The organism is Streptomyces sp. NPDC049541 (assembly GCF_044465725.1).
GTDB lineage: Bacteria > Actinomycetota > Actinomycetes > Streptomycetales > Streptomycetaceae > Streptomyces.
Genome location: NZ_JBITLY010000021.1, coordinates 1 through 21,350, shown reverse-complemented (window position 1 = coordinate 21,350; position 21,350 = coordinate 1). Strand labels below are relative to the sequence as shown.

Genomic DNA, 21,350 nt, shown 5'->3' with positions numbered 1-21,350 from the left:
CGAGCCGGCACCGGCCGCCGGCCAGATCGCGTTGGTCAGAGGTTGGTGACGTTGGGACGTTCATCGAGAAGCCCTGACGAGAGGCTACCGATCTTGATCACCTGGCGGGGAGAGGGCTGGCTCATCGGCGACTCCCGAAATCCTGTTAGGAGTTCTGAGTGCGATCCCCCCTGGGCTGGCCGCTCGGAGACGCCCCGCCCCGAATTCGAAGATCCAAAACCACTGTGCGCCGTTCTGACGGCCTGCCAGCAACTCCAAGGTCTCGCCATACCGGCGATGCCGAGTCAGGCCATGGAAGGGCCCATTCTGTCGGCCCATTTTCGGCTGCTCTCCCGAAAACTCACCACGTCCCGTGATCATGACGTCACCACCTGTAACACACCACGGATGGGTTGTAGGACCGCGACGGCTTCAGATGGCTGGCCTCCAGAAGGTGCCGGCCGTCTGAAGCCGAGTAGATCCTGCTGCGGTCAAGTGCCTCGCACTGCCGCCTGTTCGGCCAAGGACCGCGCGAGATTCCCGAGCCTGGCCGAGCCCGCTCCCTCGCATGGGCCCCGGTGGGCCCGCCGTCGTAGCGTGCTGCACCTCATGGAGACTTCAGGATTCCGATCTCCAGTTTTGAGCATCGGTGTGCCGCCGTTCAGGTGCCCGGCGGTGATTACGCCGTAATCACCGCTCCCCGGTGAACGCGTCGATCTGGCACTGCCTCAACAGGCGCGACACGTCCGGCGAGGGTTCAGGAACATCCGAGCCCGCCTGCTCTGCCCGACCCGGGTTCCCTGCCCTCGCGGCGGGTGACCGCCCGGTCGACGAGGTCGTGCTCCACCCCGGCTATCTCTATGACAGCCAGCTATCTCCATGACAGACCGCTGTCCCAACTGCGTTGGCCGGCACCCGCCGGCTGGAGGCCCGGGTGATTACGTCGTAATCACCCGGGCCTCGAGCTCGCTGCCGCCGAATGGGCACCGAGGCCACCTCCCCTACCAGATCCTCGTCTGGCTGGGATGCGAAGGGATTGTTTCCAAATGCGAGAAGCCAACTCTCATGGAGGGCTGGCCGTGGTGTGCCCACAGGTCAACCGGAGGAGACGGACTGGTCCTCCTTGTACTTGATGAGCGTGTCCAGCATCTTGTCGAACTCAGCTGGTGGCATCCGGCGGATCAGGAGTTCCGCGACGAGCCAACCGTCCTCATAGGGGAACCGCTTCGGCTGCTGCTCTTCCCCCGCAGCCGCTGTCTCGGCAGGGGCAGCCTGTGCGGGAACGGACGGCATGCCGTCCCCTGACTTGTCGGCAGGTGGTTCATCCTGCGCAGCGCTCGGCCGGTGCACCGGAGGCTGCGTGGCATCCGCTCCCTCGGGAGCCGAGTTGGATTCCGGCTCTGCTGGAGTGTCCGGAGCCGTCTCTCGGCTGCGCGACTCCCCCGTTTCCGGTGCCTGTGGCTTCGGGGTGCCCTTCGACGCGCGAGCCTGCTCTTCCTTGCGCGCTCGCTCCGCCTTGAGCTCTTCCAGGGCGGCTTCCTGCTGGTCGGCCGGCTTGTTGCCGACCGCGCGCAGCAGGTCGATGGGTTCCTCGCCGATGCGGGCCTGGAGTTCGGGGGTCAGGTTGAGGAGGGCGAGGCGCTGAGAGATCCAGCCTTGGGAGCGGTGCAGGCGTTTGGCCAGAGCTCGCTGGCTGCCCTGGATCTCCAGGAGGCGCTGGAGAGCGCGGGCTTCGTCGAGTTCTTCGAGGTCCTGGCGGTGGATGTTGGCGACGAGGGCGGATTCGAGGATCTCTTCGGGCGTGGAGCCCTCGTCGTCGCTGACCATGACCTTGATGGTGGCGAGGCCGCCTTCGCGGGCGGCAGCCAGACGGCTGCTGCCGTCGACCACGACGTGGGTGGTTTCGGGTTCGAGGTCGGCTTCGCGCTGGGGGTTGGCCTTGATGTAGGCGTCGCGGTTCATGACCGTGATCGCCTGCTTCTGGCCGTGGGTCTTGAGGCTGCCCGCGAGATCGGTGAGGTCTCCGAGGCTCGAGCGAGGGTTGTCCGGGTTGAGGCTTACCCGGTGGACGGGGAGTTCTGTGGGCGGGGCGATGCCCTCGGTGGGGACGCCCGTGGCGGCGGCGACGGCCTGGCGTCGTGCGCTGATCGGGCGCACTCCCCCGCCGAACCGGCCGGCGCCCAGCTGATCGGCCTTGCTCACGAGACCTCCCTTGCCAGGGCTCGCATGCCGACTGCCTGCTGTGACTTAGGGGCGTAGGACAGCAGGGGTTTCTTCACTCGGACCGCTTCCTTCTGTTCCTTGAGGTCCCCGATGAGTCCGACGACTTTCGGATCCTTTATGTCCACCCACCCTTGGAGCGACGAGGTGGCGATGTATCCGCGGCGGGAGTCGTAGAGGTTGACGACGATGCCGAGGTAGTCGATGTCGACTTGGAGGTCGCCGCGCAGGTCGTCGATCTGTGTGGTGAGCAGCTCGTAGGCGTCGGCGGAGCTGTCCTCGGCCTGGACGACGATCAGGGCTCCGGACTGGCCGGGCTTTTCGCCGTCGCGGCGGCGGCCGTAGTAGACGGCGGCGTCCATGCTGAGGCCGAGGCTGGGCGGACAGTCGACGATGATTACGTCGTAATCAGCTTCGAGGGGAGCCAGGGCCCGCTCGAGAGCGGCCTCCCTCGCACGTACGGCGGACAGGCGTACGTCGAGCAGGAACGCGTCGTTGCAGGCGGGCAGGAGGTGGAGGCGGCCGTCGAAGGTGTCGTCGTCGACGGAGAGGATGAGGTCGCGGAGGTCGCCCTTGGGGTCGCCAGCCATGTGGTTGGTGAGGCTGTCGCCGTCCATGGGCAGTGGGCTGCCGCCGAGTTGGTTGGTGAGGTGGCACTGGGGGTCGAAGTCCACGAGGAGCACCCGCAGTCCGAGTCCCGGCAGGTTCTCGATGTCGAGCGGGTCGTCTTCCGCTTCGGTTTCGTCGTTGTGCGTTTCACTCGCGCGCAAGGCTTTGGTGAGGGCCTTGGCGACGCGCACGGGGTGGAGGGTGTTGGGGTCTTCGGCCAGTGCCTCACCGAGGCCGGCGGTGATGGCGGTCTTTCCGACGCCGCCCTTCTGATTGCAGACGATCACGCGACGGGTGATCGCTGGGCGTTCGATGTCCGGGGCGGGGTTGGCGTCGAGCCACAACTGGACGGACTGGGCAAGGCCCTGAATGAGCGAGACGCGCCGGTCGGCGGCAATCTGCCGGAACTCTTCCCACTGGCCGGGGGGCAGGAAGGTGGAGAAGGAGTCGGCGGCGGCGGTGTCGATGGTGGCGGGCGTGGAGGCCAGGTTGCACCAGTCTCTGATGCCTTGTTCGACGGCGGCCTGGATCTCGATGTGATGCTGGGCAGCTCTGATTTTGAGGTTCTGCCGGAGCCATCCCGGCAGCTTGGAGACGACCTTCTCGCGGTCGCTGGAGGTGGCTGGAGAACTCATGACGGACACCATACTAACGTTGTTGATCATTTACACCATCGACACGTTAGTTAGACCAAGTTGATGAGGACCTCCCTCCCGTCCGGCTGATTACGCCGTAATCGCTTCGCTCGACGGGCTGTCAGTCCCCAAGTGATTACGTCGTAATCACTTGGGGACTGGAGACGCCTACGGAACCGGCTGCACCTCTGCTCGCGGCACGGCCCAGCGCCCAGCGCCCCTGCCCAAGAACCCATGGGGTGATTACGCCGTAATCACCGTGAGCGCCTCCAGACGGGCGGACGCGGGTCGGCCCGGCCAGGTCAGCTCGCGCCTCTCAGAAGAATTTGCTTATCGCGACGGAACGTTTCGCATGGACGGCTCCTCTGGAGGGCGACGGATTCCCGAAGTCACCGCAGGAGGACCCATGTCGTATCGGACCAATGCCCCCGCGCCTACCCGCGCCGCCGCGCTCGTCGCCTCGGTACTCACCGTGGATGCCCTGCTCCACCTGTACTGGACGACGGGCGCCACCTGGCCCGCGGCCGACGACGGAAGCCTGTCCCAAGCGGTCCTCGGTACGGACGTACCGTTCACACCGCCGATCCTGCTCCCTCTCGTCGCCCTCCTCCTCACTGCATCCGCCTTGGTCCTCGCCCACTCCCGCCGCCCCCGCAACCTGGTCCTCCGTCTCGGCACCCTGGCCGTGGCCGCGGGCCTCTCGCTGCGCGCTCTCGCGGGGATCTACTGGCTGTTCTCCAAGGAGACCGGCACCGCCTTCTACTGGCTCAACCTCACGCTCTACACCCCGCTGTGCGCCGTCCTGGCCATCGCCGCCCTGCGCGTGGCGCGGTGGAAGGATGAGGCACGTGCCCGATGAGCGACGCGATGACCAGACGGTCCAGCTCGTGCGAGCCGCCCAGCACGGCGACACCCTCGCCATGACCGAACTCCTGGACCTCCTTGCTCCGTACGTGGGTCGCGTCTGCGCGCCCATCGCCCTGAACCAGGGGGCGGACGCGGCGCAGGAGGCTCTGATGGCTGTATTCAAGTCACTGCGCACCCTGAAGGACCCGGCTGCCCTGCACGGCTGGGTTCGCGCCATCGCCGTGCGCGAAGCGGTCCGCACCGCGCACCTCGCCGCCCGCACCGTACCGGCCGATCTCAGCGCGCTCCCGGCCCGCGGCGACCCCCAACTTTCCACCGACATCAGGGACGTACTGGAGCGACTCTCCCCCGAACACCGCGCGGTGCTGATGCTGCGCGACGTGGAGGGCCTGGACGAGCGCACTGCCGCGTCCTTGCTCGGTGTGCGCACGGGCACCGTCAAGTCGCGGCTGCACCGGGCCCGCGACACCTTCCGGAAGGCGTGGACGTCATGAATGAGCTCTGGCCCACCACCGATCTCGACCCCGTGCGCCGCCTGCGAGCCCTGGCCGCCGGCATCCGCGGCGCCCACGTGACCGAGGCACACGTCGACGCACCCTTCGAGCGTGTCTGGACTCTGCTGAGCGACCTGGAGGGCGGGTTCGGACAGGTGGTGACCGACATGGAGCGCTTGCGCGTCGTCCGCCGACAGGGCGAACACGTCGAGGCGCTAGCCCGCAGCAGGTACGGAATGCGGGCCCGGCTGCGCGGGGTGCAGCGGCCGGGCTGGTGCTGGCTGCAGAGCCGGTTCCTGCTGATCGGCGTGGCGGCGACGCCCGAAGGCCCGGGCACGCGGGTGGCGTTCACCGGCGGGGTGCGGCTGCCGTCCCGCGCCGCCCTGATCCCCCTGGGCGTACGTCGTGAGGGCAGCCGCAGCGTGGAGAACCTGACGGCCCTGCTGTGAACCGGACGCGTCCTCCTGTTCACTGAGCGCGGTGATTCACCGGAGACCAGGTCGGCACGCCGAGAGTTTGTACAGGGCTTGCCGGGAGATCACGTGGCGCATCTGCCCAGGGTCGCCCCTGGAGTGATTACGGCGTAATCACCCGAGCTTCAAGACATCGGAGAGTCTGCTTCCTGCCGGACCAACTGCGTCAGCTTCTCCGAAACCAGACACCAGCTCGCAGGGGCGAGTGGCCGGACTCAGCAAAGTTATCCGGCCGCGTTCCGCTGACCTGCGCGGACTGAATCGGGCGCGGCGCGTGAGCTCGGTTTTCTGAGACAAACGGCAGGTCTTGGCCTTGAGAGGGGTTGGGGGCGCCTTTATCCCGGTGCGCTGATGGCGTGGTTGATCGCGGAGGCGACGTCGTCAGCGACATGGGTGGGCTGGTAGGCGTCCTGAGTCCACGCACACGCGTCTGTGACCACGCTTCGAAGCCCGAGCGTGGTAGCGCCCGCGATGTGTGGGGTGAATCGCCAATGACCCACGCGCCCAGCAGGGGGAGTCTGACGGTAGCGGCTGCTCCCTGGAAGAACTCCGGTTCCGGCTTCCTGTGGCCGATGCACGGCCGTGCCCGATCCAGCCGGTAAGCCAGCACCTGCGCTGGCGCAACGCCAACGCCCGCCACCATGACGTCCTGACCGCCGAACGACGTGAACGAACCCGCATCCGCAGCGGGAAAGGCATCCGCTGGGACGGACGTCCCGTCAAGACCGCAGCGTGACCGCACTTCCCACCCAGTGCACGGCTCCTCGTGAAAGGCTGGGAGCATGATGGGTGGACCGTCTGAGAACCCAGAACTCTGGGCCTTCCTGGAGTCACTGCACCGCGGCGAGTTCCTTTCCGGCACCGTCACAGCGATCGAACGGTTCGGTGTGTTCGTGGCGCTGGACGACGGACCCGACCATCCGGTCTTCCCCGGCGTCGGGTTCATCTCCTTCGCTGAACTGTCTTGGCGTCGCTTCGAGGCAGCCACCGACGTCGTGCAGGTCGGGGAGCGCGTCTCATGCGAGTTCCTCCAGTTCGACACGTGGAACCTGGAGGCCAGACTGTCCTTGAAAGCCACACAGCCCGACCCCTTTCAGGTATTCGCCGACACCATCGCGGTGGGGCAGAAACTGCCTGGCCAGGTCACCAAGCTGATCCCGTTCGGTGTCTTCGTCCAGGTCGCCGACGGAATCGAGGGACTGGTACACCTGCGCGAGCTCGCCCGGACACCGATGGAGACCCCAGCAGATGTCGTCCAGGTCGGCGACGAGATCACGGTGGTCGTCACCGAGATCGACCGAGAGCGACGCAGGCTGTCCCTCTCCCTACGGCAAAGCTCATCCGCCGGCGTGTGACGCACTGCGTTCCTGCGACGGTTCCCTTGCCCGAGTGCTCCTGAACGTCTGCTCAGCCAAAGGAAGACACACGCCCCGGCGGCGGGGGATGGCCTCCTGCCGAGGGTCAGGCGGTGGTTATGGCGGCGGGGCCGTGCTGGGAGCGGGGGGTTTTCGCGCCGGGCTTCTTGGGTTCGATGGTGCGGGGGTCGACGGCTTCACCGGGGGCGCCTTCGCGATAGACGCCGTCGGGGTGGCTGTCGCGATCGTGCGGCAGGACGAACAGGACGCGCCGCTTGTACAGGCCGCTGTCGGGGTCGGGTTCGGCCTGGGCGTCGAGAACGGCGTAGCCGACCATGCGGCCGTCGCGGGCGTAGGGAGGTTTGGTGTTGCGGCGTTTGGTCTTGTCCAGGGCCTGGCGGACGTAGTCGAAGTGGGTGGGGTCCTCCAGCCACACCACGTCTTGTTCGTGGGTGAGGTCGCTTTCAGTCAACAGCGAGCTCATGGCTGTAGCCCCTCCTTCTTCGGCCGGCCTGCCCTCTGGGGTGCCGGGCGTGTGGGTCCATCGTAGAACGGTGGCAGGGCACGGCGTAGGGCGTGCGAGCCGGTGCGGGTGGTGGCGGGGTGTGGTGTGGAGGTGGTCATTCGGTGTCCAGCAGAGCGAGGCCGGGGTAGTACTTGCGGCCGTTGGATTTGATCATGTCGGCGGGTGAGCCGAGATTGAGTTCCTGCCGCACCCGGGTGGCGAAGGCGCGGGCGGTGGCGGCGCGGACGCCTTCGCCGGCGTTGCACCAGGCGGTGTACGCGGCGTAGAGCAGGCCTTGTTCGACCCGTAGTTCGGTGTCGGTGGTGTGGTCGGTGGTACGGGTGCAGCATTCGGTCAGGAAGCGGCCGATGTGATCTTCGGTGGTGGCGTAGGCGCTGGTGGCGATGCGGACGCGGCCGGGGCCTTCGAGGGGGTCGCGGGTGGCGAGGTAGCGGCGGGCTCCTTCGATGAGCCAGTGCAGGATGCCGGGGCCCTCGTCACGGACGAGTTCGAAGGCCAGGTTGTCGATGCGGCGGTCTGCGGGGACGGTGCGCGTGAAGGGGATCAGGCGGATACGGCGCCAGAACGCGAAGCCACCGGTGGAGACCTCGGGGCGGTGGTTGCCCAGCAGCCACAGGTGGTGGGTGGGGGTGAAGGAGAAGTAGTCCTGCCGCATCCGGCGGGCTTTGATCTTGTCACCGCCGGTGAGGAGGCGTACCCGGGCCTCGTCGAACTTGTCGTTGGGTTTGAGCTCGCTGCACACGATGAGGCGGCGGCCGTGGAGTTCGGTGAGTTCGGTGGAGTGCTCGGAGAAGGCTCCGCGGTCCATGAGGAAGCCGGGCGGGGCGGCGTCGGCGTAGTCCCCCAGGATCTGGATCATGGTGTCGAGCAGGACGGATTTCCCGTTCTTGCCCTCGCCGTGGAGGAAGGGCAGGACCTGGGCGCCGACGTCGCCGGTGACGGAGTAGCCGAGCATCAGGTGCAGGAAGTCGATCATCTCGGCGCCTTCGGCGTCGTCGCCGAAGGTGTCCGCGAGGAAGGTGTGCCAGCGGGGGGTGTCCATCGCCAGGGGGGCGACGCTGGTGGCGCGGGAGTGGAAGTCGCGTGCCGGGTCGGGTTTGCGCAGCTGCCCGGTGTGCAGGTCGACGACGCCGGCCGGGGTGCACAGGGCGTAGGGGTCGCCGTCGAGGACGTCGGGGTCGACCGACAGGTCCGGGGAGGCCTTGGCCTGGGTCAGCAGTGCCTTCATTCCGGTCGTGGAGAGGGTTCGTCGTTTGTGGTGGGCCAGTTCGCGGTCGCTGAAGATGCCTCGGGGATCACTGGTGGGCATGTCTTCGGCCATCTCCCCCGCGGCCCACAGGGCGGCTTTCTCGCCGCCGGAGCGTTTCCAGCGGTAGCCGTCCCAGGTGAACCAGCCCAGGCCCTCGACGTGGCGGAACTGGTCGCGGTAGAGCTGGACGAACAGGCGGGCGTTGCCGCGGTCGCTCAAAGACGGCGGCAGCGGGGCGGGCTGCGCCGTCCACGCCGCGGGCGCCGCACTGTGGCCACTGCCGGCGGAGGAAGAACCCCCGCTGGCTTGGGCGGGCAGCAGGGCAGGAGCGGGCTCGGCCTGCTCGAGGTCGAGCATCTGCTGAGCGGCGGCCTGCGGATCGAACCGGGGCGTGCTCTCGGCGGTGCTCATGGACGTCCTTCGGGGTGGAACGGCCGGGCGGATCCCGCGGCCAGGCCATCGTCAGTGATCTGCTCGTTGCGGGCGCCCTGCCACGGCCGTGCCTGATTCGCGACGTGCAGCAGGTTCTCGCGGACGGTGTCGCGGTCCACGTGCCCGGCTGCGGCCAGGCCACCGGCGGTGTATGCGGCGCGGTTGAGCTTCTCGGTGAATCCAGTGCCCTCCGGGGCGCTTGCGCATTGTTCGACGGCCTGCAGAAGGGGTTCCAGCAGCCGCTGCGCCGCCACCGGGCGGCGTCGGACACCCGACCGGGACGCCGGGGCGGGCGGGCGGCGAGGAGGCGGGGGTGCGATGACGTGACCGGTGCGTACGAGTTCGGCGTACAGCCACTCGGGCATCGGGGCGGGTGTCCGGGCCGGGCCTTGGGGCTCGTAGCGACCCTGACTGGTGCGGGTGGTGGGGGCGATGATGTAGCCGCCCTCCGCCCGTATGTCCACCTGCCAGGCCAGTGCCACCTTGGGGCTGGAGCCGGTCGAGCAGCGCAGCCTGACCTCGGGGTGAGGGTTCTGGTACCAGATATGCAGGCCGCCCGACGGGGTGCGTACCCGCAGGGTGGTCTCATCGTGGGCGGGGTCTGGCTGGCGGCGGTAGGCCGCCAATAGGGCGAGAGTGTCGAAGCCGGAGGCCAGACCGGTGAGATTGACGCTCTCAGGGATGGCGATGCCCGGCAGCAGTCGGTTGCGGTCAGGGACCGGAGCAGGATGGGCGTCGACGTCGACAACGACCAGACCGGCCGGCCCGCACGCGATGCCCACCCCTGCGGACGGAGTCGTGCTCCACCAGGCGTCGATGACTTGTGTGTCGGTCGTCGCCGCGTGGAAGCCGTGGCAGGCGCGTCCCGCGGGCAAGCAGGGGCAGGACTTCACATCGTGTTTCTGCTCCCGGCACACGCGGCAGTTGGCTGCGGGCGTCTTGCGTCCCGGCGCGAGCGGGTGGACCGGCCAGCCCTGGGCCGCGCACCAGCGGGCCACGGCGTGCGGCGATGCGGCCACGGCAGGGGCGGCAGGCGAGCGGGTCTCACCGGGCGGCACGCTGAATCGTCCTCGTGGTCTTGGAAGTCTCAGTCCCTTTCGGAGAAACACCAGGCCAGACGCAACTGGTGACCTCTCCTCAGGGACTGAAGGGACTGTGGTTCGGGACGAGTGTAGAGGCAACACCCCCCACCGGGCGGAAGATGCCCCGCGTGCCGTTCTATCAGTTTCTTCAGTCCCTTGAGTCCCTGCCGACGGGCGGACAGGGCACGGCACTCACATAGGACGGGTGTTTTGCGCCGTATTGCGAGGGGGCTGGAGGGACCTGCAGTACAGCTCAACCTGAGGGACCGTGCAGCACACGCCGGCGCCACGACTGGGGCCGGACGCCGGAGGAGCGGCGGAACAGGAAGGCGCCGAGTTGGCAGACATCCCTCGGCGGGGACAGTGCCTCAGGGACCAAGTGGCAACAGCACTCGGTCCCTGCGTGTTTTCGCAGGTCAGCACCACCTCGAAGCGCGATTGAGGGACTGAAGGGACTGAAATCCCTAGTTATGAGCTAGACAAGGTGATGTTTTCGTACGCGCGGGCGCATACGAGGAATATGCTTGTGCAGCTCATAACTAGGAAGTTGAGTCCCTACAGTCCCTCACTTGAGTCGCCAAGGGGCTCTGACCTGGGGAAATACACAGGGACCGAAGCCGAGGGACCAACAGCAGGATTCTCCGTCGGTCTCTGCCGGTCTCTGTCCGGCGGTTTCTCGATGCGATGAGCGGCGGCCCAGACAAGGGACCGAGCGGCTCGCGTGCCGGAACGGCCTCAGTCCCTGGTGCAGCAACTGCGCTTGACCGATCGGTGTGAGAGTCCTGGCTGGAGCGGCACAGCACTCGACGCCGTGTGCCGGACATCCAGCCGGTCCCTACCCGCATGTTCCTGACGGCCGCCTCGACGACGGGGATGGTCCGGGCAGGTTCCTTCCCCCCGGGCCTGAGATCCCGTTACGGCCGATGCAGGGTGCCGCTGTGAGTGACCCGCGAGGCCGTTGCCCTCGTGCTCAGGGGCCGGGCCGTGCTTGGCCCATCAGCCGTCGGACGGGCTTCGACCAGGGCGCCCTGTTTGCCCTGCGCAAGGGCCACCACGACGGCACGATTCTGATCGACCCCGAGAGCCGCCGCCCCGTCGAGGTGTCACCAGACCGGTCCGCCGACGCCCTGGCCGACTGGCGCCCCGGACATCCCGGTGTCGAGGCCGTCTGCCACGACCGAGACCGTGATCCCGCCGGTCCCCAGGCTCGGGAGGTGACCAGGCTGATCCTCCCCCACCCGGACAACGCCCCAAGGCCGACCGGGTCCTACTGAAGGCACTGCGGGATCTGCTGGCGCGGGTTGGGCGATGCTTGTGGCCTCCTCGCGCGGTATGCGTCGGTCCTCGTCAATCACCGCGGCCAGGAGGACATGCACTCCTCGCAGTCTCAAGATCACCGCGCTTCCGCGTCACCAATACCGCCGCTCAGCGCAGTTTCCAGGTTGCGGCTCATGCGTTCCAGGACGTCGACGGCAGTGCGGTACTCGTCCAGGGAGATACCGCTCGTGGACAACTCGCGGAACACGTCGACGCGCGCAGCGACGTGGCTCAGACGCTGGCCACCACCACGGGTGAGGGCGAGCCGGCCCGGTGCAGGACGGTCCGCCCAGCCGCCGGCGAGAACGGTGTCGATGGCAGCGGTCGGCGTGGCGCTGTCGGCGTTGCCGACGAGAGCCGACAGGACTTCTGTGTCGTGAACCTCGGGGGTGTCGTGAATGACGTTGAGGACCTGCCAGGCGATTCGTGTGAGGCCGAACTCCTCCAGCATGTGGTTCATGTACCGGGTGAGGGCCTTGTCGGTGCGGTTGAGCCAGTAGCCGATCGGCTTCACGAGTGTGTTCCTTCAGGAGTGGGGGCGAGTGCTGTACGGCGTCATCCGGGCGAGGCCTTGGTCCGTGGCCCGGCGTGGCGACGTGGCGAGTTGATGCACGACGCGAGGGTGTTGCTGTACAACCGCGGTCGGAGTGTCACTGATGCGAAGGCGTCGTGGGCAGGAGCGCGGGCCAGTTCTGGGCCAGAGCCCAGTCGTTGAAGCTGTGCCAGCCGACTTCGGGGTAGTCGCGTCGCAGCGACGCGACGTCGACGTCAAGACCGATGGTGGTGAAGTATTCGAACATGGCGGCCAGGTCGGCAGACCAAGTCCTGACATGGGCTAGCGGCACCTGTTGGTGGGCGACTTGGCGACCGATGGCGTTTGCGAGGATCTCCGCCATCTGGCTCGGGGTGCGCTCGTCGGAGGCGATGTCGATGCGACGGCCGGTGAATTCGTCAGGGCGCTGAAAGATCAGCGCTGCGAACGTGCCGATGTCCGATGCAGGGATGAGTGTGAGGGGCCGGTCACCAGGCATGGGCCAGGCGAAAGAGCCGTCGCGTAGCCCGTCGAGGGTCCAGCCGCTGGCGTAGTTGTCCATGAACGCCGCCGGGGCGATCACTGTCCAGGGCATTCCGGCCGTGTGCAGGTGCTGCTCGACCAGGTGCTTGCTCTCGTAGTGCGGGATGCCGGTGCCCCGGTCGGCGTGGGCGGCGGAGGTGAACACGATATGCCCGAGGCGGACCTCTGCCGCGGCATCGACGAGGGCCTTGCCCTGCCGGACTTCGGTGGCAGTGTCGGTGCCGAACGGGGTTGTGACCGCGAAAAGGGAGTCTGCTCCGGTGAGGGCGGCCTCAAGCGAGGGACGGTCGTCGAAGTCGGCGTGGCGCACCCCGGCGCCGAGGCTGCGCAGGGCGGCGGCGGGTGAGTCGGGATGACGGGTGAGCGCACGCACCCGGTGGCCGGCTGCGAGCAGGGCACGGGCGGTGGCACCACCTTGGGCTCCGGTGGCTCCGGTGACGGCGACGGTGAGCATGGTTCTCCAATGGGTACTGTCACTGCGTGAGACATTAACTGCGTCACGCAGAAGACTACAGGGATATTGCTGCGCCGCGCAGTAATTTTGGAGTGCGATCCAGAGGACGGACGCACGTCGACCCGGTCCGAGGAACTGTCGAGGGAGTCCCGCCGCTACCTGGCGGCCTACGTGCTGTTCAACCAAGCCATGGACGGCCGCCTCGGCCCGCACCCGACCGACGTGCAGTGGTTGGCGTACCGCAACACACGAGGCTCCTGAGCCGTCGAGAGAGGTGTGCGACGCCTCAACTCATCGGCGTAGAAGCCTCGTTGGCGTCCTCTCGACCACTACGCGCTTTGACCCCACGCACAGTGGATCAAGCGGTCACGGTTCCGCTTGTCAGAATTCGAAATCCATGTAGTCGATGTCGTTGATGGCGACGTCCGAGAGATCCATAGCGCGGCTGCCGCCGTCCTGGAAGTAGATTTCCTTGAATCCTTCGGCGATGATCCCGCGCATCTGCCGGTCGCCGGCACCTGCGTCGCGGGCCTCGAACAGGCGGCGCGCGTACTCCGGGGGGAGGTGCACGGTCAGCCGCCGGAAGCGGCCGTCGTCGGTCGTGCCGACCGGTGCGGTGTACCCGAAGCGGGCCCTCGTCTCCACCGTGATCCCACCGGTGGCGGCAGCCTGTTTCCGGCGGCGCCTGCGGACCAGGGGCTGCCACCGGGACCTCACTGCCGCGTCGATCTTGTCGGCGATGTGCTTGGGCGGGTGCTTGCGCTCCCCCTTGCGGTAACGCTCCACCGACCGCTGGCTGACTCCGAGCTCCTGGGCGACGGCCTTGGTCGTCTTGAGCTGCTTCATCAGGAAGTTGATACGGCCCTGGAGGGTCTTGGGCGGCTCCCGGGTGAACGACTCCTGGTCAGCCCGTTCGATGGCGTCGTCGATCTCTCCGGCCATGGCCTACTCACCTTCGTCCAGGACCGCGTCGCCGCCCTTGATGTGGCGGGCCGGGTTGTAGCCCTTCTCCATCAGGTCGACCGCCCAGAGCAGCTCCTGGACGCCCTCCAGCTTGGCCAGGCCCGGGGTGGGGCCGAGGCGGAAGCCGCCGGGCTGGGGCTTGCCGGAGGCCGCGTACGGCAGGAAGTCCAGCGGCGAGGGGCCGGGGCTCGGGTAGACGACGCAGTCGGACAGCACGGCGAGCGGGTACAGGCCGGTCATCTTGGCCATGTTGTTGAGCTTGCGGTGCATGTTGACCCGGGCCTTGCTGATGACGGCGGCGCGGATGTCGGGGCGCCAGGTCGGGCGTTCCAGGGCCGGCCACCGTTCGCCGTCCCGGTAGTTCTTGCCTTGCGGGCGCTCGCGCAGTTTGCCGATGCCCCCCTTGACGGTGGCCTTGATGGCGGCGAGGACGGCCGCAAGGGCTGGGTCGACGTCCTTGTGCCGCTCCATCGCCTCGAGGAACGCGCGGTCGTCCAGGTCCTTGGTGACGCCGAGGTCGGCGAGCGTGTCGACGTAGGCGTTCTTGAGCCGGTCGTGCCACGGGTCCAGGTACGCGCCGGTCTCCCGCCGCAGGTACCCCTCGAGGGGAGCCACGTTGTAGCCGAGTTCCTGGGCGTAGGCGACGGTGTGCGGCTGGTACCAGGCCGGTCCCGTCGGACGCTCGCCGGTCGGCGTGAACGGGCTGGGCAGGCGCGGGTCCAGCTCGATGGGGGAAAGGTCGACCAGCCAGGAGCCGGGGATCTTCGGGTTGAAGGCCGGGGCGTGGAAGTGGTCGGGCTCGGACAGGCCGACCACCAGGCGGGCGGCCGCGGCGAGGAACGCCGTGTTGAGGTCCAGGCCGACCGCGTACGGCAGGGTGCACTCCTCGTCGGTCAGCAGGTCCACCGGCCGCACCCATTGGTACGCCTCTTCGTTGAGGAACCCGCCGGTCCAGCCGGAGCCCACGACGACGGGGTGCTCGGGGGTGGCCTCCGGTGGGGCCGGGTCCATCGGCTGCGTGCCGAGGCTGCCGGGGTTGTGGCCGGGCACCCAGTTCCCGGTCGCGTCGTCCCGGAGCGCGCGGGTGGGCGGGCGCAGCGCCGTCATCAGCTCCAGCCCGGACACGGCCGTCGACCCGCGCGGGGTGATGACCCGCTGCGCGTACACCCCGAGGACGCGGGCGATGTCGGCCGGCTCCATCTCCGAGACCCCGGGCCACGACCGGGGATCGAGCGCGTCCCAGGACAGGACCGCGAGTTGCACGCACTGGCGCTGGCTGCCCTGCGCCTTGCGGTACACCCTGGCCCAGGGGCCGAACCCGCGCTGGGTGAGCTGCCACTTGGCCTTCGTCACCTGCTTGACGACCGGGTGGTCCTCGGGCAGTCGTAGGGAGCGGCGCTGTTCGTGGCCCGCCAGGCGCTCGGGGAGTCCGAGCTTCACGGCGGCCGCCGCGGTGAGCACGATCAGCGGGTCGGCGTCCTTGCCGTTGCGGTGCAGGCGCGGCGCACCGAGTCCGGACTCGCGCAGGGTCCACTCCACCAGCTCGGGGATGGTGCGGGCGGGGCAGTCCAGCACGATGCCGTCGACGCCGTACGCGGAGCCGTCACCGTCCAGAACAGCGAGCGGACCGTGCGGGAACCGCGGGTCGGCAGCGGGCCTGGCCGCCTTCTTCGCCGCCGGGCGGCGCGATGTCACCGCCCGGGCGGCCGGGCGTTCCGGGACGGTCGGGGCGGCGGAAGCCGTGGTCGTTCGGGGCGCGGGGTCGGTCGGTCCGGCGGACGTCTGTGGAACGGGCACGGGCTCCGGCTGGGGCGCGGGCGCCGCAGCCGGAGCGGCGGCGGGGGCTCCATGAGCCGGGTACTTCGCCGCCCAGCCGTTCAGCAGCCGCTGGTACGCCTCCAGCCGCGGCGACTTCGGCTCGGAGCGGCCGTTCTCATAGTTCTTGACCGACTGAGTCGTGGTCTTCAACGCGGCGGCGAGGCGGGCCTGCGTGATACCGGCGGCCTCACGCAGCCGAGCACGCTCCGCCGGGGGCGGAAGCTGCGGCTCCTCCTCCAGCAGCGCGTCGACCGACGCGAACAGCTCTTCCTGGGATGCCATATGTGCCTACCTCCACCCGGCGACACTAGCACCTCTTACCCTTTCATTTAACCCATTCCTTTAACCCGATTGGATCTTTCTGGCGCGGCAGGACGGAGCAACTCGCGTACGGCAGGCGCGTCCCGCCAGCCGACCGCAACCTGAGTGCTGATACGGCCTTCGACGGCCTCGCGGATGACCGCATCGGCACTCTGCTGCGCCCGCGGGCCGCCGCTGTGGTGGGATCAGGGCTTCCAGGTGCGGAGCATGGAAGCGATGCTTGCGGCGGTGGAACGCGGACTGTTCAACTCGTGGGCGAGCGCGGTCAGTTGCTCGCGGGTCGGGTTGACGGGGACGTTGCTGGCCTCGAGGTACATGACGGCGACCGCGCAGGCGACGGTGAGGTTCGAGCGCTCCAGCCAGCGGCAGCGGCCCAGGGTGTGGACCAGGGCGGCGGCACGCGCGTAGGGGCCGTCGTAGACCGGGGTGTCGAGGAGTTCGCCGCGGTGGCGGGCGACGGCGGCGATGGGCACGCCGTAGTCGTCGGCGGCCGGGTCGCGCTGCCCGGCGCGCTCGGCGGCTTCGAGGATCCAGGACTCGTCGATGTGCAGGATCACGCGGCCGCACCCGGCTGCGGACGGGCGTAGGAGGCGTCGAACTGCTGCTCCAGGTCGTCGAGGAAGGCACCATGCTGGTCGATAAGACGCTGCGCGGCGTCCATGCCGGCGGCGCGGGCGCCGGTGGTGTCCTCGATGATGAGCCGCTCGACGTAACGGTTGAAGTCCAGCCCGCGGGCGGCCGCGGCGTCCTTGCCGGCGGCGAGGATCTCGGGTTCCAGCCGGACCTGGGTCTGCTTCTTCCGTACGGTCACACCTCTAAGGTAGCAGGGTGGTAGCAGTCTGCGCTGAACCGCTGGCCCAGCGGCTCTGGTGTTCCGGCAGCAGCATCCCCAGGTCTCATCGGCGATTGCGAGCGCGACTGGCGACCCGTTGTGCCTGCTCCACCCGGCACGCAACCGTGGTCGTCACCATGCGATCACTCCTGGCCAACGAGTTCACGGCTGAGAGCACTCGCCCCACCGGGTGCTTCAGACGAAATCCGCATTCCGTGACCCACGGGCATCCGGCCTTGTCATCTTGTTCATCACCGGAGGGTCACCGTGCGCTATTGGCGAAGGACAGCAAGAGGTGAGCGGACTCCGGGGGGAAGAAGTCGGAATGCGCGCGGACGAAGAGTCTTTTCGCGGTGTAGAGCTTGCTGGCGTCGACGTTGATGAGTCGCTTGTCCAGTGCGAAGACGTAGCGGCTGGTGACGTCCTGCAGGATGATCTGCGTGATGTGATCCTTTGGGGCGCTGGCTCCCAGGAGGCCGATGGTGACCTGGTCCTCTTTCTTGGCGTGGAGTTGTCCCAGGGCGGTGTCGGCGGGCGAGTACGTCATGGCTACGGGTGCGTAGAGCAAGTGCGGTTGAGGATCTTTGTGAACCGCGCCGCCGCGCGAGCGGCACGCGAACCGGGTTGGGCGTCACACTTCGGACAGGCGTGCTGTTCGACGTCGTCGGCGTCCGACCGGGCGGTCGGGGAAGGCCGCTGAGGGCCGGGCATTGGCCCGGATTTTCGCACAATGCAAGTCTCTGAAGGGGGGCCGTCCCGCTTTCGAGTGAGAACGGGTTCTGCCAACGAATCCGGGTCCAGCGGGCGCCAGGCGGCCTGTGGTTGATCTTGCTCGCGCAAGGACCGTTTATGCGAGGACCGCACGAAGCTCCGGTCAGCTCGGCCGCGCAGTCCGGCCACAAGAGCCCGACCAGTCGGCGTGCGTCGTACCCACCTCGGTGTCCAGGTCGACGAGCGCGCGGGTTCAGCCGGTGGAGGACACCAGCCCGACCCGGTAGGCGAGGACGACGGCCTGGACTCGGTCGCGCAGGCCGAGTTTGGCCAGGATCCTCGACACGTAGGTCTTGACCGTCTCGGGGGTGATGAAGAGCTCCGCGGCGATCTCCGCGTTCGACAGCCCCTCAGCGATCTGCCGGAGTACCTCCAGCTCGCGCGGGGTCAGTGCCCGTACCACGTCCTCCCTGGCCGGCCGAGAAGTATCGGCCGGGCGCAGGTGTTCGGCGAAGTGGCCGATGAGGTGGCGGGTGACGGCGGGGGCCAGCAGGGCCTCGCCCCTGGCGACCGTCCGAATACCGTTGACCAGCTCCGCCGGGGGCGCGTCCTTGAGAAGGAAGCCGCTGGCCCCAGCACGCAGCGCGTCGTAGACGTAGGCGTCAACGTTGAAGGTGGTAACGACCAGCACCTTCGGTGGCGCCTCGGCGTCGGGACCGGCCAGTTGCCGGGTCGCCTGGATGCCGCCGAGCAGGGGCATCCGGATGTCCATCACCACCACGTCGGGACGCAGGCGCCCTGCGGCCTGGACTGCCTCGTGCCCGTTCTCGGCCTCTCCGACGACCTCCATGTCGGGCTGGGCGGAGAAGATGGTGACGTAGCCGGTGCGCACCAGTGCCTGGTCATCGCAGACGAGCACACGGATCGGTGGCGGCGCATCGCTCACGAGGTCACTCCGATGCGGGCTTGGACGGAATTGTGGCGTGGACCTCGAACCCGCCTTCTGGCCGGGGTCCGGCCTCCAGTTCACCATCGACCATCCGCGCCCGTGCACGCAGCCCCGCCAGTCCACGCCCGCCCGCATGGTCCGGCTTCCGCACGGCAGGTGCGGCCATCGGGGAGGCGGTGGGCCCGTCGGTGGTCACCTTGATCTCGATGCGCTCCTGGCCGTGCCGGACCAGGACCCGCGTCGTCTGCCCGGCGGCGTACTTCATCGCATTGGTGAGCGCCTCTTGCACCACTCGGTACGCGGCCAGCTCCACGTCCACGGACTGCGCTCGCCGCTCGCCCTGCTCGCTGAACTCGACTGGCTGCCCCGACCTGCGGGCCTGTTCGACCAGGTCCCCGAGCCGTCCCAGGGTGGGTGCCCGGTCCGCGCGCGCCGGGTCCGCGGACGCCGACTCGCCGGTCGCCTCCAGCACGCCGAGCAGGTATCGCAGCTCTGTCAGCGCCCGACGGCCGGTGTCGCTGACGGCCGAGAGTCCCTCGCCGGCTTTGTCCGGTGCGGAGGTGAGCAGGAACTGTGCCGCGTCCGCCTGGACCACCATGGCCGTCACATGATGGGTGACCACGTCGTGCAGCTCGCTGGCGATTCGTGCCCGCTCTGCGGCCGTGGCCACTTCAGCGGCCAGCCGCCGCCGCTGCGCCTCTTCCGCCCTCCGTGTGCGCACGGTGCTCCCCACCAGCCAGAACGCGGCCAGAGTCAGATAGAACGCGAGATAGTCCGCCATGCCCTGCGGTGAGCCGAGGCGGTCCAGGACGAGGGCCAGCACGGCATAGCCCGCACTGACCACGCCCGCCACGCCATGGCGGAAGCGGACCTGGTGGGCCCCGGCCGAGTACAGGGCCAGATACAGCCCCAGACTCCCGAACGTCGTCGCGAAGCCCAGCGCCTGGTACGCGGCGAACGCGCCGGCGACGACAGCCAGACAGCCCGCGGGCCACCGCTGGCGGGCCGCCAGCGGCAGGGTCTGGGCCAGGACCAGCCCGACGCTCAGCGCGCTCGCCGGCCGCTCGGGCTGATCCCCGATCTGCGCTCCGATGTTGGACAGGGTAGGCACGAAGGCCAACAGGGCCAGCACCAGGGCAAGGACGCCGTCTTTGAGGAAGGCTTCCCGCTCCTCCCACCAGTCGAGCGGCGCCCGGAGCATCGCACGGCTCCAGGGCGCCTGAGGGGACATCACTACCGTTTCCTCCGGTCAGCCGGCCTGAGTGTGTCGTGCGGATCGACGGGACAGCAGACGCCCGCCACGGCGGGCGAGGACGAACATTCGGACGGCGAGCAGCACACCGATGACGACGGGCACCAGCGCCGCCTCCAGGCCGAAGCCACCGCCGGTCAGCACAGCGGAGCCATGCACGTCGACGGTGAACAGGCCCTCGGAGGTGTGCCCGGAGACCGGGATGCCGAGCAGCTGCTCGGAGGTGTTCCAGGCGAAGTGCACACCCGCGACGAACCAGATGTTACGCCGCCAAAGGAACGCGGCGCCGAGCATCACGCCCGCCTCCAAAGCGATCGCCAGCGCACTCCACGCACTGGCCTCCGGAGCGCCCAGATGGGCGATGCCGAAGAACAGCCCGGTGATCACGAGGGCGGCCCGGCTGCCCCACAGCTGCTCCAGAGCCTGCAGCGCGAGACCGCGGAACAACAACTCCTCGGTGACCGCGGCGCCGATCTGCACCATGACCGCGGACCAGACGACCGCCATGAAGCCATGGCCCGCCCAGGAGAACGAATAGCCCCCGAACGCCGTGATCAGCAAGGCGGACACCAGAACGAAGCCCAGGCCGATCGCGCCGCCCAGCAGCGCCTCCCAGCCGGCTCCCCGCCGGGCGATCTCCGGAGTCGAGCGTCCGGCGACACGGCGCATGACCAGCCAGTACACGGCCACCGCGGCCACCGCGCCCAGCGCCGGAACCGGACCAGGACCCGTGGCGGTCAGGCCCGAGACCAGGCCGACGCCGACCAGGCCCGTCAGCATCCAGCCGAGCGGAGGGCGGACGATCCGGTTGAGACGACCGCCGCGAGCATCGTGACCGTCGCGGCCCGTGTCCGGGCCGGGGCCTCCGGCGTGCCGTGCGGTGGACGTTGTACTCATCGTGGCCTCCCCTGTAGTGGTCGCACAGGCTGCGACCTGACAACCACGCTAGGAATCCGGCGCCGTCCGCGAATCACCCGCACATGGACAGCTCCTGTAGCTCTCGCGGGGGATGCGCCCCGAAAAAGGGCGGGGTCGATGTCCGCGTCTTCCGGGTTCTCGCCCTCCTCGGCAGGAAGCCGGTACCCGTTGATCTCTCCGTCGAAGCGGGCGAGGAAGTTACGGGCGGATACGGCCAGTTGGTCGTAGACGGCCAGCCGCCGGGCGGGGGCGTCGCGCGGGGGCCGGGCAGGTATGCAGGGCGCAATCTTGAAAGAATGTCTCGGTGGCTAGGGTATCCGGGTGGTGCTGTCTGATCCCAGATTCTACACAGTGCATCAAGGTGAGCATAATCGCGTGCAAGGCCGAACTATCCAGGGTGACAAACGGTCAGCCTGCACCCCTCAACGGCTGATTTCCGAGTACGCTGATGAGATGGTTCGGGGCTTGACAGTACGCCGTCCTGCGGGCAGGGGAGAGGGATCGGGCGGAGCCAGCGGAGTCCGTCTCCATGGTGAGGCCGGCGCCCACCTACCGGACGATCCGTCAACTCCCTTCCCAGGATGCGGTACAGGATCCCAGAGCCTACACAGTGCCGCACGCGATGCACCCGCCTCCTATCTGCCAGCCCTGAGAGTCCCGCTTGCGGGACTCGTGTCAATCCGCGCTTGCGCGGATTGACACCCTTTCAGAATTCCGCTTGCGGAATTCGATTCCCCCGCTTGCGGGGGAATTTGGCGGAGCGTCAGCGGAGCCGTTCACTGCCACGCGGCTTGCCGCGTGGTGTCCCGCTCCGCGGGG

19 protein-coding genes and 1 pseudogene are annotated in these 21,350 nt (G+C 68.4%); 5 read left to right on the top strand and 15 right to left on the bottom strand.

From position 1 onward, the window contains the following. Positions 1-1,074: 1,074 nt before the first annotated feature. The gene (locus tag ACIBW9_RS41530; protein ID WP_398963765.1) at positions 1,075-2,181 is read right to left on the bottom strand and encodes a ParB/RepB/Spo0J family partition protein; all 1,107 of its coding nucleotides are present in this window, start codon (positions 2,179-2,181) and stop codon (positions 1,075-1,077) included. Next, complete coding sequence (locus tag ACIBW9_RS41525) at positions 2,178-3,443, bottom strand: ParA family protein (protein ID WP_398963762.1); 1,266 nt, start codon at positions 3,441-3,443, stop codon at positions 2,178-2,180. The genes ACIBW9_RS41530 and ACIBW9_RS41525 overlap by 4 nt, the downstream gene beginning before the upstream one ends. A gap of 406 nt (positions 3,444-3,849) precedes the next feature. Between ACIBW9_RS41525 and ACIBW9_RS41520 the strand changes: the two genes are divergently transcribed. The 5 genes and pseudogenes from ACIBW9_RS41520 (at position 3,850) to ACIBW9_RS41500 (ending at position 6,632) form a co-directional block, all read left to right on the top strand. Beyond that, entirely contained in the window at positions 3,850-4,302 is a 453-nt protein-coding gene (locus ACIBW9_RS41520) for a DUF3995 domain-containing protein (RefSeq protein ID WP_398963759.1), read from the top strand. Further along, entirely contained in the window at positions 4,292-4,804 is a 513-nt protein-coding gene (locus ACIBW9_RS41515) for an RNA polymerase sigma factor (protein WP_398963757.1), read from the top strand. The genes ACIBW9_RS41520 and ACIBW9_RS41515 overlap by 11 nt, the downstream gene beginning before the upstream one ends. Further along, a complete protein-coding gene (locus tag ACIBW9_RS41510; protein ID WP_398963754.1) occupies positions 4,801-5,253 on the top strand; it encodes a hypothetical protein in 453 nt (150 codons plus the stop codon). Before ACIBW9_RS41515 ends, ACIBW9_RS41510 begins: the two co-directional genes overlap by 4 nt. A gap of 631 nt (positions 5,254-5,884) precedes the next feature. Further along, a pseudogene (locus tag ACIBW9_RS41505) lies at positions 5,885-6,013 on the top strand (IS630 family transposase); the annotation flags it as partial. Positions 6,014-6,059: 46 nt separating this feature from the next. Next, on the top strand, positions 6,060-6,632 hold the full coding sequence (locus ACIBW9_RS41500) for a S1 RNA-binding domain-containing protein (RefSeq protein ID WP_398963751.1): 573 nt from the start codon (positions 6,060-6,062) through the stop codon (positions 6,630-6,632). Between the two features lie 106 nt (positions 6,633-6,738). Here the strand turns inward: ACIBW9_RS41500 and ACIBW9_RS41495 are convergent, their stop codons facing one another. From ACIBW9_RS41495 to ACIBW9_RS41435, 13 genes are all read right to left on the bottom strand, one after another. Beyond that, positions 6,739-7,116, bottom strand: coding sequence for a DUF6009 family protein (locus ACIBW9_RS41495; protein ID WP_115914607.1), 378 nt, complete (start codon positions 7,114-7,116; stop codon positions 6,739-6,741). Positions 7,117-7,252: 136 nt separating this feature from the next. Next, positions 7,253-8,818, bottom strand: a complete 1,566-nt coding sequence (locus ACIBW9_RS41490) for a phage/plasmid primase, P4 family (protein ID WP_398963747.1) — start codon at positions 8,816-8,818, stop codon at positions 7,253-7,255. Next, a complete protein-coding gene (locus tag ACIBW9_RS41485) occupies positions 8,815-9,897 on the bottom strand; it encodes a bifunctional DNA primase/polymerase (protein WP_398963746.1) in 1,083 nt (360 codons plus the stop codon). Before ACIBW9_RS41485 ends, ACIBW9_RS41490 begins: the two co-directional genes overlap by 4 nt. Before the next feature lie 1,417 nt (positions 9,898-11,314). After that, positions 11,315-11,752, bottom strand: coding sequence for a MarR family winged helix-turn-helix transcriptional regulator (locus tag ACIBW9_RS41480; RefSeq protein ID WP_398963744.1), 438 nt, complete (start codon positions 11,750-11,752; stop codon positions 11,315-11,317). A gap of 136 nt (positions 11,753-11,888) precedes the next feature. Continuing rightward, positions 11,889-12,767, bottom strand: a complete 879-nt coding sequence (locus ACIBW9_RS41475) for an NmrA/HSCARG family protein (RefSeq protein ID WP_398963740.1) — start codon at positions 12,765-12,767, stop codon at positions 11,889-11,891. Between the two features lie 381 nt (positions 12,768-13,148). Beyond that, positions 13,149-13,709, bottom strand: coding sequence for a telomere-protecting terminal protein Tpg (tpg, locus tag ACIBW9_RS41470; RefSeq protein WP_398963737.1), 561 nt, complete (start codon positions 13,707-13,709; stop codon positions 13,149-13,151). Positions 13,710-13,712: 3 nt separating this feature from the next. Further along, positions 13,713-15,830: a telomere-associated protein Tap gene (gene tap / locus ACIBW9_RS41465; RefSeq protein WP_398963734.1), complete on the bottom strand. Its 2,118-nt coding sequence runs from the start codon at positions 15,828-15,830 to the stop codon at positions 13,713-13,715. Between the two features lie 224 nt (positions 15,831-16,054). Then, positions 16,055-16,426 (bottom strand): fic family toxin-antitoxin system, toxin component, encoded by a 372-nt coding sequence (locus tag ACIBW9_RS41460; protein WP_398963731.1) that lies wholly within the window; start codon positions 16,424-16,426, stop codon positions 16,055-16,057. Beyond that, a complete protein-coding gene (locus ACIBW9_RS41455; protein ID WP_398963729.1) occupies positions 16,423-16,680 on the bottom strand; it encodes a hypothetical protein in 258 nt (85 codons plus the stop codon). The genes ACIBW9_RS41460 and ACIBW9_RS41455 overlap by 4 nt, the downstream gene beginning before the upstream one ends. Positions 16,681-16,963: 283 nt before the next feature. Beyond that, positions 16,964-17,248 carry a hypothetical protein gene (locus ACIBW9_RS41450; protein ID WP_398963726.1) on the bottom strand — a complete coding sequence of 95 codons (285 nt, stop codon included), beginning with the start codon at positions 17,246-17,248 and terminating at the stop codon, positions 16,964-16,966. Between the two features lie 417 nt (positions 17,249-17,665). Beyond that, positions 17,666-18,358, bottom strand: a complete 693-nt coding sequence (locus tag ACIBW9_RS41445) for a response regulator (protein WP_398963723.1) — start codon at positions 18,356-18,358, stop codon at positions 17,666-17,668. Between the two features lie 4 nt (positions 18,359-18,362). Further along, a complete protein-coding gene (locus ACIBW9_RS41440; RefSeq protein ID WP_398963720.1) occupies positions 18,363-19,562 on the bottom strand; it encodes a sensor histidine kinase in 1,200 nt (399 codons plus the stop codon). Positions 19,563-19,610: 48 nt separating this feature from the next. Beyond that, positions 19,611-20,510 carry a lysostaphin resistance A-like protein gene (locus ACIBW9_RS41435; RefSeq protein ID WP_398963717.1) on the bottom strand — a complete coding sequence of 300 codons (900 nt, stop codon included), beginning with the start codon at positions 20,508-20,510 and terminating at the stop codon, positions 19,611-19,613. Positions 20,511-21,350 lie beyond the last annotated feature (840 nt).